This is a genomic window from Pseudaestuariivita sp., assembly GCF_052825805.1.
Map to the genome: position 1 here is coordinate 95058 of NZ_JBRBVB010000013.1, position 13241 is coordinate 108298.

At 64.3% G+C, this 13241-nt stretch carries 13 protein-coding genes; 11 read left to right on the forward strand and 2 right to left on the reverse strand.

Features of this window, described 5'->3' with window-relative positions; translation table 11 throughout:
* The first annotated feature begins 48 nt into the window (after window positions 1-48).
* The 10 genes from ACU0B3_RS14680 (at window position 49) to ACU0B3_RS14725 (ending at window position 10062) form a co-directional block, all read left to right on the forward strand.
* Window positions 49-1080 (forward strand): branched-chain amino acid ABC transporter permease, encoded by a 1032-nt coding sequence (locus tag ACU0B3_RS14680; RefSeq protein WP_446261615.1) that lies wholly within the window; start codon window positions 49-51, stop codon window positions 1078-1080.
* 3 nt (window positions 1081-1083) lie between these two features.
* Entirely contained in the window at window positions 1084-2322 is a 1239-nt protein-coding gene (locus ACU0B3_RS14685; protein WP_446261616.1) for a branched-chain amino acid ABC transporter permease, read from the forward strand.
* A 12-nt stretch (window positions 2323-2334) separates the two neighbouring features.
* Window positions 2335-3099 carry an ABC transporter ATP-binding protein gene (locus ACU0B3_RS14690; protein WP_446261617.1) on the forward strand — a complete coding sequence of 255 codons (765 nt, stop codon included), beginning with the start codon at window positions 2335-2337 and terminating at the stop codon, window positions 3097-3099.
* A 12-nt stretch (window positions 3100-3111) separates the two neighbouring features.
* On the forward strand, window positions 3112-3852 hold the full coding sequence (locus ACU0B3_RS14695) for an ABC transporter ATP-binding protein (protein ID WP_446261618.1): 741 nt from the start codon (window positions 3112-3114) through the stop codon (window positions 3850-3852).
* Between the two features lie 129 nt (window positions 3853-3981).
* On the forward strand, window positions 3982-5925 hold the full coding sequence (acs, locus tag ACU0B3_RS14700) for an acetate--CoA ligase (protein ID WP_446261619.1): 1944 nt from the start codon (window positions 3982-3984) through the stop codon (window positions 5923-5925).
* A gap of 387 nt (window positions 5926-6312) precedes the next feature.
* Window positions 6313-6801 carry an acetyl-CoA carboxylase biotin carboxyl carrier protein gene (accB, locus tag ACU0B3_RS14705; protein ID WP_446261620.1) on the forward strand — a complete coding sequence of 163 codons (489 nt, stop codon included), beginning with the start codon at window positions 6313-6315 and terminating at the stop codon, window positions 6799-6801.
* Between the two features lies 1 nt (window position 6802).
* On the forward strand, window positions 6803-8146 hold the full coding sequence (accC, locus tag ACU0B3_RS14710) for an acetyl-CoA carboxylase biotin carboxylase subunit (RefSeq protein ID WP_446261621.1): 1344 nt from the start codon (window positions 6803-6805) through the stop codon (window positions 8144-8146).
* 170 nt (window positions 8147-8316) lie between these two features.
* Window positions 8317-8724, forward strand: a complete 408-nt coding sequence (locus tag ACU0B3_RS14715; RefSeq protein ID WP_446261622.1) for a VOC family protein — start codon at window positions 8317-8319, stop codon at window positions 8722-8724.
* A 58-nt stretch (window positions 8725-8782) separates the two neighbouring features.
* A complete protein-coding gene (gene trpA, locus ACU0B3_RS14720) occupies window positions 8783-9574 on the forward strand; it encodes a tryptophan synthase subunit alpha (RefSeq protein ID WP_446261623.1) in 792 nt (263 codons plus the stop codon).
* Window positions 9575-9639: 65 nt separating this feature from the next.
* A complete protein-coding gene (locus ACU0B3_RS14725) occupies window positions 9640-10062 on the forward strand; it encodes a PaaI family thioesterase (RefSeq protein WP_446261624.1) in 423 nt (140 codons plus the stop codon).
* Between the two features lie 222 nt (window positions 10063-10284).
* Here the strand turns inward: ACU0B3_RS14725 and ACU0B3_RS14730 are convergent, their stop codons facing one another.
* Both ACU0B3_RS14730 and ACU0B3_RS14735 read right to left on the reverse strand, forming a co-directional pair.
* Window positions 10285-10731, reverse strand: a complete 447-nt coding sequence (locus tag ACU0B3_RS14730; RefSeq protein WP_446261625.1) for a MarR family winged helix-turn-helix transcriptional regulator — start codon at window positions 10729-10731, stop codon at window positions 10285-10287.
* A complete protein-coding gene (locus ACU0B3_RS14735; RefSeq protein WP_446261626.1) occupies window positions 10724-11866 on the reverse strand; it encodes an Acg family FMN-binding oxidoreductase in 1143 nt (380 codons plus the stop codon). The genes ACU0B3_RS14730 and ACU0B3_RS14735 overlap by 8 nt, the downstream gene beginning before the upstream one ends.
* 146 nt (window positions 11867-12012) lie before the next feature.
* Here ACU0B3_RS14735 and ACU0B3_RS14740 point away from each other — a divergent pair, with 146 nt between their 5' ends.
* Window positions 12013-13176, forward strand: coding sequence for an alpha-hydroxy acid oxidase (locus tag ACU0B3_RS14740; RefSeq protein WP_446261627.1), 1164 nt, complete (start codon window positions 12013-12015; stop codon window positions 13174-13176).
* Window positions 13177-13241: the final 65 nt, after the last annotated feature.

Sequence of the window (13241 nt, forward strand, 5' to 3'; positions counted from 1 at the left end):
CTTCCGCCTGAACGGGAGAGGTGTATTCTCAAGCAACAGGTGGGGACCATGGAAGCCATCATCCTACAAATCCTCAACGGTCTCGATAAAGGGTCCGCCTATGCGCTCATCGCGCTGGGTCTGACGCTGATCTTCGGGACGTTGGGTGTCGTCAACTTTGCCCATGGTGCCCTGTTCATGATCGGCGCGTTCTGCGCCGTCACGCTCAGCCGCATCCTCACCCTCAGCCACCCGGTGGTGGACGAGACGCGCACCGACTTCCTCGGCAATCCGCTGCAGGTCCAGGTGCCCTACGTGCATGACATCTTCGGCGTCACGGTCGGGGACACGATCATCGACTGGGCGGTGCCGCTGGCGATCCTCTTTGCGATCCCGATCATGATCCTTGTGGGGATCGTCATGGAGCGCGGGCTCATCAAGCACTTTTACAAGCGCCCCCACGCGGACCAGATCCTCGTGACCTTTGGCCTCGCGATCGTGCTGCAGGAGCTCATCAAGTACTTTTTCGGCGCCAACCCGATCCCGACGCCGGCGCCTGACGCCTTTGTCGGCTCGTTCGACTTTGGCGCGGCGGTCGGCATGGAAGCGGGCCAGATCATCTACCCCTACTGGCGCCTGATCTACTTTGCCTTTGCGATGCTGATCATCGGCGGCATCTTTGCCTTCCTGCAGTTCACCACCTTCGGGATGGTCGTGCGCGCCGGCATGGCGGACCGGGAGACGGTGGGCCTTCTCGGCATCGACATCGACAAGCGCTTTACCATGATGTTCGGCCTTGCGGCCGCAGTCGCGGGTCTGGCGGGCGTGATGTACACGCCGATCAACTCGCCGAACTATCACATGGGGATGGACTTCCTGGTGCTGAGCTTTGTGGTCGTGGTGGTCGGCGGCATGGGCTCGCTGCCGGGCGCTGTGCTCGCGGGCTTCCTCTTGGGCATTCTCGAGAGCTTTGCCTCGATGCGCGAAGTGCTCGAAATCCTGCCGGGTCTCAACCAGATCATCATCTACCTCGTCGCGATCATCGTGCTGCTGACGCGCCCCCGTGGCCTGATGGGCCGCAAAGGCGTGATGGAGGAATAAGCCATGCTTGGACTTAACAAAAAAGACACCGGGCTGATGCTCATCGTCGTCCTTCTGACGATGGCCGCGCCCTTCATCCTCAACCCCTTCCCGGAGAGCTCGGCGCTGGCACAGTTCAACGCGGGCTACCCGGACCTGATGCAGCGTTTCGTGATCTTTGGCATCTTTGCCATCGGCTTTAACCTGCTCTTCGGCCTCACGGGCTACCTCTCCTTCGGCCACGCGGCCTTCCTCGGGGTGGGCTCTTATGCGGCGATGTGGATGTTCAAGCTCTTTGGCATGAACGTGATCCCTGCCCTGGCGCTGTCGGTCGTGATGTCGGGCCTCTTTGCAGTGGTGATCGGGTATGTCTCGCTGCGCCGGTCGGGCATCTACTTCTCGATCCTGACACTTGCGTTCGCCATGATGTCCTATGCGCTCGCCTATTCGGTGCTCGCCACCGACATGGACGGCCCGGACAAGCAGGGCCTTCTGCAGAAGGGTCTGACGGGCGGTGAGACAGGTCTGCAGCTGACGCTCGACGATCCGCGCATCCTCGGCACGGGCGTGACCGAGGCGGGCAACATCCCGGTGCCAAACCTCTTTGGCCTCGAGATGCGCAGCGCCGCGCAGATGGAAGTGGGCGACTGGGTCTTCACCTTCTCCGCCGGCTACTACTTTGCCGCCGTGGTCATGCTGATCGCCTTTTACCTCTCGATCCGCATCTTCCGCTCGCCCTACGGGCTGATGCTGCGGGCGGTGAAGTCGAACCAGCAGCGCATGAGCTACACCGGCCTCAACACCAAACCCTACATGTTGGGCGTGTTCGTGATCTCCGGCATGTATGCCGGGCTCGCCGGTGGCCTGATGGCGGCGATGGACCCGCTGGCGGGACCTGAGCGGATGTTCTGGACAGCCTCGGGTGAGGTGGTGATCATGACCATCCTCGGAGGTGCCGGCACCCTGATCGGGCCGATCCTCGGCGCGGGTCTTCTGAAATACATGGAAAACATCCTGTCGAAGATCAACAAAGGTGTGCTCGAGGTCTGGTACGGCTGGGCGCCGGACTGGATGGCCGATGTGCTGATCGCCGTGACGAACATGTTCGTCGGCAAGCAGTGGCACATCACCACGGGCGTGATCTTCATGCTGGTGATCATCTTCCTGCCCGGCGGTCTGGTCGAGCTGGGGCGGCGCGTGGGACGGCTGTTCTCGCGCAAGCCCAAGCAAGACACCGCCACCGAAACCAAACCCGCAGAATAAGGAGCCGAGACCATGGGTATTCTTGAAGTCAAAGATGTCGGCAAACGCTTCGGCGGGTTGCAGGCGCTCTCGGATGTGAACCTCTCCGTCAAGGAGAACTCCGTCCACGCCATCATCGGTCCCAACGGGGCAGGCAAATCGACACTGCTCAACTGCTTTGTCGGCAAGCTGATCCCCGACACCGGCTCGGTCCTCTTCGAGGGCCAGTCGCTCCTGGGGCGCAAACCGCACGAGATCAACCAGATGGGTGTGAGCCGCGTGTTCCAAACCCCTGAGATCTTTGGCGATCTGTCGGTGATGGAGAACATGCTGATCCCCTGCTTTGCCAAGCGGGACGGCGCGTTCGAGCTCAACGCCTATTCGACGACCACGAGCCAGCGCGATGTGCAGGACAAGGCCGAGCAGATGCTGATCGACATGAACATGATCGACAAGCGCGATGCGCACGCCGCCGCCCTGTCGCGCGGTGACAAGCGCCGTCTCGAGATCGGCATGTGCCTGGCGCAGGAGCCGCGGCTTCTGCTCCTCGACGAGCCGACGGCAGGCATGGCGCGCGCGGACACCAACAACACCATCGACCTCCTCAAGGAGATCAGCGACACGCGCGACATCACCATCGCCATCATCGAGCACGACATGCACGTCGTCTTCTCTTTGGCGCAGCGCATCACCGTGCTCGCACAGGGCACGCCGCTGGTCGAGGACACCCCCGACAACATCAAGGGCCATCCCAAGGTGCGCGAAGCGTATCTCGGCGAGACCCAGGTTGCGGCATAAGGAGCCAGGGACATGAACGCACAAGCCGCACATGCACACCACGCCGAACCGGCGTACCTGTCGATCTGGGGGATGGAAGCCTACTACGGCGAGAGCTACATCGTGCAGAACATCTCGTTCAACGTGCACGAGGGGGAGATCCTCGCGCTTTTGGGGCGCAACGGGGCGGGAAAGACCTCGACCCTGCGCACCATCGCGCGGATGGACGATCCGGAGCTACGCCACGGCGAAATCTGGCTCGACCACAAGCCGCTGCACGAGATGAAGAGCCACCAGGCCTCCGCCGCCGGTATCGGGCTTGTCCCCGAGGACCGGCGCATCATCCCGGGCCTGACGGTGGAAGAGAACCTGCAGCTCGCCCAGATCGCCCCGCCCAAAGGGTGGTCGATCGAGCGGGTCTACGAGCTCTTCCCCCGCCTTGGCGAGCGCCGCAAGCAGGAGGGCGTGACGCTTTCTGGCGGCGAACAGCAGATGCTCTCGATTGCCCGCGCGCTGTGCCGCGACATCAAGGTGCTGCTGCTCGACGAGCCTTACGAAGGGCTGGCGCCCGTGATCGTGGACGAGATCGAAAAGACGCTCGAAGTGATCAAGGGCCAGGGCATCACCACAATCCTCGTGGAGCAGAACGCCGTGCGCGCGCTGAACCTCGCGGACCGGGCGGTGATCCTCGACACCGGCGGGATCGTCTTTGACGGCACCGCGCAAGAGGTGCTCGACAACGCCCAGCTGCGCGAAGAATACCTCGCGATCTGATGCGCCCTGCCCCGGCCTTCGCGCCGGGGCCTTTCGCAACATCTTCGAGCCTGGCGGCACTACGCCTCCTATAGTTAGCGCGCCGCCACGCCCCCTCCCCGCCTGCTGACCACTTCCCCAGGGATGACCATGACCAAAGCCTACGCCCCGCCCGCCGACCTTGCCGCCTCCGCCCATGCCGACGAGGCCACCTACAACGAGATGTACGCCGCCTCGGTGAACGACCCCGACGCCTTTTGGGGCGAGCACGGCAAGCGCATCGACTGGATCAAGCCCTTTACCAAGGTCAAGAACACCAAGTTCGACTTCGGCGACGTGGACATCCGCTGGTTCGAGGACGGCACGCTCAACATCGCCGCCAACTGCATCGACCGCCACCTTGCAGAGCGCGGCACGCAGACGGCGATCATCTGGGAGCCTGACAGCCCCGACGCCGAAGCGCAGCACATCACCTACCAGCAGCTCCACGCGCATGTCTGCAAAATGGCCAATGTGCTCAAGGGGATGGGCGTCTCCAAGGGCGACCGCGTTGTCCTGTACCTCCCGATGATCCCGCAAGCGGCCTACGCCATGCTCGCCTGCGCGCGCATCGGCGCGATCCACTCTATCGTCTTTGCCGGCTTTTCGCCCGAGGCGCTCTCGGCCCGCATCAACGGCTCGGAGGCCAAGGTGCTGATCACCGCCGACGAGGCTCCGCGCGGCGGGCGCAACACCCCGCTCAAGACCAACGCCGATACCGCGTTCGAGAGCGTGACGGGCGAGTGCAAGATGCTGGTCGTCAAACGCACCGGCGGCGACATCCCGATGGTCGACGGGCGCGACGTCTGGCTGCACGAGGCCGAGGACGGCGTCTCGGACCAGTGCGAGCCCGAAGAAATGGCGGCAGAAGACCCGCTCTTCATCCTCTACACCTCCGGCTCGACCGGCGCACCGAAAGGCGTCGTGCACTCGACCGGCGGCTACATCGTCTACGCCTCGATGACGCACCAGTACACGTTCGATTATAAGGAGGGCGACGTCTTCTGGTGCACAGCCGATGTCGGATGGGTCACCGGCCACAGCTACATCGTCTACGGCCCCCTCGCCAACGGCGCGACGACGCTGATGTTTGAGGGCGTGCCGACCTACCCCGACGCCTCGCGGTTCTGGCAAGTCTGCGAAAAGCACAAGGTGAACCAGTTCTACACCGCGCCCACCGCCTTGCGCGCGCTGATGGGGCAAGGCGATGACTTCGTCAAAGCTGCGGACCTTTCGTCGCTGCGCATCCTCGGCACCGTTGGCGAGCCGATCAACCCCGAGGCGTGGGAATGGTACTACAATGTCGTGGGTCAAGGCCGTTGCCCCATCGTCGACACGTGGTGGCAGACCGAGACCGGCGGTCACATGATGACCCCTCTGCCCGGCGCCCATGCTGCCAAACCCGGCTCCGCGATGAAGCCCTTCTTTGGCGTGCAGCCCGTCGTGCTCGAGCCCACGTCTGGCGAGGAGATCCACGACTACCCCACCGAGGGCGTGCTCTGCATCAAGGACAGCTGGCCCGCCCAGATGCGCACCGTCTGGGGCGACCATGACCGGTTCATGAAGACATACTTCAGCGACTACAAAGGCTACTACTTCGCCGGGGACGGCTGCAAACGCGACGAAGACGGCGACTGGTGGATCACCGGGCGCGTGGACGACGTGATCAACGTTTCGGGCCACCGCATGGGCACTGCCGAAGTCGAAAGCGCGCTGGTCGCGCACCCCAAGGTCTCCGAAAGCGCGGTCGTCGGCTACCCGCACGAGATCAAGGGCCAGGGCATCTACTGCTACGTGACCCTTATGGCGGGCGAGGAATACACCGACGAGTTGCGCGGCGAGCTTGCCCAATGGGTCCGCAAGGAGATCGGCCCGATCGCCAAACCAGACCTCATCCAATGGGCACCGGGCCTTCCCAAGACCCGCTCGGGCAAGATCATGCGCCGCATCTTGCGCAAGATCGCCGAGAACGACTACGGCGCCCTGGGCGACACCTCGACCCTCGCGGATCCATCGGTGGTAGACGATCTCATCGACAACCGCATGAACCGTTAAGCATGATCGGCAGTGCCCACCTTACTGGTAAGGTGGGCACTGCCGTCAAACCCAGCCGTCACCTATTCGGAGTTTGCGTCACCGGTTCGCGATCAGGACCGTGCGGGTCTTGCGAACCTGAACAACCCTGACATGCCTACTGCACGCCGGTGCCATGCAAGCCGGCACGCGCTGCCAACGCCCTTCAGACTTGCGTCCTTAACTGCGATGTAAGGTGGGCAGTGCCGCATGCGCCAACGTGCGCGTTCCGGCAAAGCCTCAAGTCTGACGCGGCACGCGCACCCTTCCCCTCCCCGCGCGGTTGACCTATAGCGCCCGCACCGCCACATTCAGGCACACCGCAGCGCCGCAACGCAGGACGCGCGGACAGGCAAAACGCGAGGGGCTATGGCCAAGACACCGCACGACACAGACGTCGCCTTCATCAAAGCGCTTGCGGAGCTGCTGAACGAGAACGACCTCAACGAGCTGCAGGTCAAACGCGAATACGCCGAGAACGACAGCCTGAACGTGCGCGTCTCCAAGGGCGGCACCGTGATCGCGGCCCCCGCCCCCGTGGCTGCCGCAGCGCCTGCACCCGCTGCACCGGCGCCCGCCGCCGTTGCTGCCCCCGCAGAGGCCACCGAGGATCCCGCCGCCCTGCCGGGCGCCGTGACCTCCCCCATGGTCGGCACCGTCTACCTGCAGGCCGAGCCGGGCGTGCCGGCCTTCGTCAAGGTGGGCGACAGCGTCAAGGAGGGCGACACGATCCTCATCGTCGAGGCGATGAAGACGATGAACCAGATCCCCGCGCCCCATTCCGGCACCGTCAAGCGCATCCTCGTCGAGGACGGCGCGCCGGTCGAATTCGGCGCCCCCCTGATGGTCATCGCGTAACATGTTCGACAAGGTCCTGATCGCCAACCGCGGCGAGATCGCCCTGCGCGTCATCCGCGCCTGCCGCGAGATGGGGATAGCCTCCGTCGCCGTCCATTCGACCGCCGACGCCGACGCGATGCACGTGCGCATGGCCGACGAGAGCGTCTGCATAGGTCCGGCGGCGGGCACGCACTCGTACCTGTCGATGCCTGCGATCATCTCGGCCTGCGAGATCACTGGCGCGCAGGCGATCCACCCCGGCTACGGCTTCCTCTCCGAAAACGCGACCTTCGTGCAGATCGTGCAGGACCACGGGCTGACTTTTATCGGCCCCACCGCGGACCACATCAACGTGATGGGTGACAAGATCACCGCCAAGGACACAATGAAGGCGCTCGGCGTGCCTTGCGTGCCTGGCTCCGAGGGCGGCGTGCCGGACCTCGCAGCCGCCCGCGCCATCGGCGAGGAGTTTGGCTACCCCGTCATCGTCAAGGCGACAGCCGGCGGCGGCGGGCGCGGCATGAAGGTCGCGCAGAACGCCAACGAAATGGAGACCGCCTTCTCCACCGCCCGCTCCGAGGCCAAGGCCGCCTTTGGCAACGACGAAGTCTACATCGAAAAGTACCTCACCACCCCCCGCCACATCGAAATCCAGGTGTTCGGCGACGGCAAAGGCGGCGCGGTGCACCTCGGGGAGCGCGACTGCTCCCTCCAGCGCCGTCACCAGAAGGTGTTCGAAGAGGCCCCCGGCCCCAGCATCTCCCCCGAAGAGCGGGCCGAGATCGGCGCCATCTGCGCCAAGGCCGTGGCCGACATCAACTACGCCGGCGCCGGCACGATCGAGTTCCTCTACGAGGACGGCAACTTCTACTTCATCGAGATGAACACGCGCCTACAGGTCGAACATCCGGTGACCGAAGCGATCTTTGGCGTCGACCTCGTGCGCGAGCAAATCCGCGTCGCGTCGGGCCTGCCTTTGTCCTTCAGCCAGGAGGACCTGCAGATCAACGGCCACGCCATCGAGGTCCGGCTGAACGCGGAAAAGCTGCCCTCCTTCGCGCCCTCCCCTGGCACGATCACGCAGTACCACGCCCCCGGCGGACTCGGCGTGCGCATGGACAGCGCGATCTACGACGGCTACCGGATCCCGCCCTATTACGACAGCCTGATCGGCAAACTCATCGTGCACGGCCGCGACCGGCCTGAGGCGCTCGCCCGCCTGAACCGCGCGTTGGGAGAGCTCATCATCGACGGGGTGGACACGACCGTGCCGCTCTTTCACGCCCTGCTCGAAGAGCCGGACATCCACGCGGGCAGCTACAACATCCACTGGCTCGAGCACTGGCTGGCACAAGCGACCTGACCCGGGATGGGTGAAATCACCCATCCTACATGTTCAGCGCCACCCCCGTAGGATGGGTGCTTGCACCCATGACTTACCGGTAGGATGGGTGCTTGCGCCCATACCGCGCCATTGACGCAAAACACATCCCACGCCTAGGCTGCTCTGACCCACAACGCCAAGGCCCCCGGATGAAACTGCACCCCTATCTTACCTTCGACGGCAACGCCCGCGAGGCGCTCGACTACTACGCCGCAACCTTCGGCACCGAGGTCCGTGACGTCATGACCTTCGGCGACATCCCCGGCGACGAGCCCTGGGTCGACGAGACCAACAAGCACCGCATCGCCAACGCCTCCGTCGACCTCGCCGGCGTCACCGTGATGGCCTCCGACACCGCCGGGTTCGAAAGCTTCAACGGCCACCACGGCATCGTCCTCAACATCGGGATGGAGGATCTGGACGCCGGCAAGGCCCTCTTCGAAAAGCTCAGCGACGGCGGCTCCGTCGAGATGCCGTTCGAGGCCACCTTCTGGGCCAGGGGCTTCGGCGTCTGCCGTGACAAGTTCGGCGTCGGCTGGATGGTGAATGTAGAGTAACGATTGACCTTTCCCGCCCGCCTCGGCACATGTGCAGGGCTGTCAAAGGGAGATCGCCATGTCACGCATCGACGCCAAATTTGCCGAGCTGCGCGCCGCCGGGCGCAAGGCGTTCGTGTCCTACGTCATGGCCGGTGACCCTGACTACGCGACAGCCTTGGACCTCGTGAAAGGTCTGCCCGAAGCGGGCGTCGACATTATCGAACTCGGCCTGCCCTTCACCGACCCGATGGCGGACGGCTCGACGATCCAGCTCGCCGGACAGCGCGCGCTCGAGGCGGGCATGACGCTGCAAAAGACGCTGCAGATGGTGCGCGACTTCCGCGCGGGCGACGACACGACTCCCATCGTGCTCATGGGGTATTACAACCCGATCTATTCGCGCGGCGTGGACCACTTTCTGGCCGAGGCCAAGGAGGCCGGGATCGACGGGCTGATCGTCGTGGACCTGCCACCCGAAGAGGACAGCGAGCTCTGCATCCCGGCGCAAGCGGCGGGCCTCAACTTCATCCGCCTCGCCACGCCCACGACCGATGACAAACGCCTGCCCAAGGTGCTGCAGAACACGTCAGGCTTTGTCTACTACGTCTCGATCACCGGCATCACTGGCGCAGCCGCCGCGCAATCGGCCGATGTCGGCCCCGAAGTCGCACGGATCAAGACCGCCACCGACCTGCCTGTGATTGTCGGCTTCGGCATCCGCACCCCCGAAAACGCACAAGAGATCGCCTCCGTTGCGGACGGCGCCGTGGTCGGCTCGGCCATCGTCTCCGAACTTGCCTCCGGCAAATCGGTCCCGGATGTGCTCGCCTTCGTCAAATCCCTCAGCGACGGCGCACACGCGGCCTGACCATGGCCGATATCAAGTTCGCAGACGGCCCCGAAGACCTCCTGCCCCTGCCGGAGATCATGTAGATGTCCGGCCTCGCCTTCATGGAGGGCATGCGTGACGGCACCCTGCCCGCCCCGCCGATCTGCCGAGTCCTCAACTACCAGCTCACCGCCGTCAGCGCAGGCGAGGTGACCTTCGAAGGCACGCCCGAATTCGACCATTGCAACCCCATGGGCACGGTCCACGGCGGCTGGTACGGCACGCTCCTGGACAGCTGCATGGCCTGCGCTGTGATGACGATGCTCGAAAAAGGCACCGGCTACACCACGCTCGAATACAAAATCAACGTCACCCGCGGCATCCCCCTCGGCACGCGCATCGCCGCCCGTGGCTGGGTGCAGCACATGGGGCGCTCGACCGGCGTCGCCGCGGGTGAGATGCGCGGGGTGGAAGACGACAAGCTCTACGCCACCGGCTCGACGACTTGTATGGTGCTGCGGCCTTAGCAGCGCAAGCGAGCCACAATCCAGCGACCTTAGTAACAGAAATTCACGCGCCGGCCCGCGGGGGGCGCAATCGCGCCGCCCATTTTGCTGAAGGCAAACCTTCGGTTTGACGGGGGGCGGGTCATGCCAGAGGCATGCCTTTGGCATGACGCGGCCTGACAGCACCTGTCAGGCAGACGCCCTATTCTGAGCGAGTAAAAAACAGGTCAAAGGTCGAAGACCTCAATCCCGCGCCGCATCCAATATCGCGCGCAGCTCCGCCAAAACCGGCAAAACTGCCCACGCCTTCGACACAGGAAACTCACTCAAAGGCCCCCTCAGCGCCTGCGAGATCGCAACGATCGCCTCCTCGCGAAAACGCCGCCCTGCCTCAGTGATCCACACACACTTGCTCCGCGCATCCTTCGGGTTCGGCCGCATCTCGACAAACCCGCGCTTTTCGAGCCCCGCCAACGTGTGCGTCATCGAGGTTTTCGGCACCTGAAACGCGCTCGCCAGTTTCAAGGGCGTCTGCCCGTCCTGCACTCGGATCAAATGGTTGAGCACGCTGAAATGCGTGACCAGCAGCCCATCCGGCAGAACCGCCTCGAAGGCGGTCCGGCTCAGTTGGTTGAGGATGCCGATCTCGTTGAAAAGTCCAAAGAAGATCGGCAGCTCCGCGTCACGCATTCACGATCTTTGCCTCCACTGGCCAGCGCGGGCTGGGTCCGATTTCGGGCGGAATGCCCACGCGCGCCCACATTTGCACGGTCTCTCCCGGCTTGGCCAGACGCCTGTGGATGTCCGCGTAATGCGCTGCCATCTCGGGGTACTCCTGCAGCGCCTGGCTGAGCGGATGCACCCCGAGGCCAAGCCGCGTCGCTGCGAGGTTCATCCGCATCCAGTCACGCCCCGCCGCGATCTGATCGACCCGCGTGTTCCCCTCCGAAGTCAGCCACACATGCCCACCCGCAGACTTGAGATTGGCCAGCACCGCCTCCACCCCCGACTGAAAGGCAAACCCTTCGGGATCGAGCGCCGCCTCACGCGAGAAAAACCCCGTCGCCCGGAGCACCTCGAACAATGGCCCGGCCAGGTCGATCCCATCGGGATTGGCGTTCACCTCGCGCCGTCCGATCCGAAAAAGGTCGACCGATTCCTTGTAGGTGTGCGGCGTGGTCAGCTCGAGCAGCATGGCCTCGACACTCAGATCGACCAGCGCCTGCACATCCCGCGGCTCTGCCGTGCCAGCCGCGCGGCTCCCATGCCGCGCGCTCCCCACAAGCTCCGCCATCTGCGCGTCCGTCACAGGCGTCTCCGCATACGGCTCCTTCGCGCTCCTGCGGTGCGGGATCAAGCCAAAGTCCGCGTCCGGCTCCGCACCCCCCGGCACCAGCTTCATCACCGCCACCGGCCGCGCATCGAGCCTTTCCGGGTCCGCGCCTTCGGTGAAAAGCGCCGTCTCCACACCAAACCCATCCGCCGCCGCCGCGATGTCGAACGTCTCGAGAAAGCACCCAAGACCAATCGTGATCTGGCGACTAAAGGGATCGGTGTGCGGCAAGAGCCGCTCCGTATCGACGTAAAGATGCACCTCGCCGTCGTTGTTCAGATCGACCTGCCAGGGCTGCCGGTTGTGCGGGTTCGGAGCCAGGATCGCCCAGCTCAGCGCCCGCATCCGCGGCTCGGCAAACTGCCCCGCCGCCGCCCAGGGCGCAACCGCCGCATGGGCAGGACGAAAGATCGAGGCCGTGCCCGCAGCGGCAGCGACGACAACACCACCTCCGATCAGGGCCAGGGTTTTGCGGCGGGTCAGCGATGTCATTGCAAGCTCCAATATGGTACGATGTCGTATCATTTAGAACGACACCGCATCACTTACAAGCATAAAGTTCGATCTCGTATCACTTCTGCGCTTGAACCGCACACCGCAAGGTTGGTAAGAACTTATGACCAAACCGAAAGGCCGCCATGCCCGTCATCACCAACATCGCCGACCTCAAACGCCGCTACAAACGCCGCGTCCCCAAGATGTTCTACGATTATTGCGAGAGCGGCAGCTGGACCGAACAGACCTTCCGCGCGAACACCACCGACTTCGAGCGCATCCGCCTGCGCCAACGCGTGGCCGTCGACATGACCGGCCGCTCCACAGCCTCCCAGATGATCGGCCAGGACGTCGCCATGCCCGTCGCCCTTGCCCCCGTCGGCCTCACCGGCATGCAGTCCGCAGACGGGGAGATCAAGGCCGCCCGCGCCGCCGCCAAATTCGGCGTGCCCTTCACCCTCAGCACCATGTCCATCTGCTCGATCGAAGATGTCGCCAAGGCCACGCAGGCGCCCTTCTGGTTCCAGCTCTACACGATGAAGGACATGGACTTCACCAAGCGCCTGATCGACCGGGCCAAGGCCGCCGAATGCTCGGCGCTGGTCATCACGCTCGACCTGCAAATCCTCGGTCAACGCCACCAGGACCTCAAGAACGGCCTCTCCGCGCCGCCGAAACTGACGCTGCCGGTGATCGCGGATCTTGCCACGAAATGGCAATGGGGGCTCGAGATCCTGTCGACCACGCGCCGCCAGTTCGGCAACATCGTCGGCCACGTGGACGGCATCTCCGACACCTCCTCCCTTGGCGCCTGGACCGCCGAACAATTCGACCCGCGCCTCGACTGGGATCACGTCAAACGGCTGATGGACATGTGGGGCGGCAAGGTCGTGCTCAAAGGCATCCTCGACCCCGAAGATGCTGAAATGGCGGCCAAAACCGGCGCCGACGCGCTCGTCGTCTCCAATCACGGCGGCCGCCAGCTCGACGGCGCCCTCTCCTCGATCGAAGCGCTTCCAGGCATCGTCGAGGCCGTCGGCGACAAGATCGACGTCTGGATGGACAGCGGCATCCGCTCAGGCCAGGACGTGCTCAAAGCCCTCGCCCTCGGCGCCAAAGGCACGATGGTCGGGCGCTCCTTCGTCTACGGCCTCGGCGCCATGGGCCAGGAAGGCGTCACGAAAGCCCTCGAAATCCTGCACAAGGAACTCGACACCACCATGGCCCTCTGCGGCCGCCAAAACGTCTCACAACTCAATCGCGACAACCTCCTGCTGCCCCCCGACTTCGGCAAAACGCACGTCTAGAGGGCGAAGCTTCCGGCTTCATCTTCCCAGATAAACTCCCGCCGGAGGCTCCCGCACCAAACACA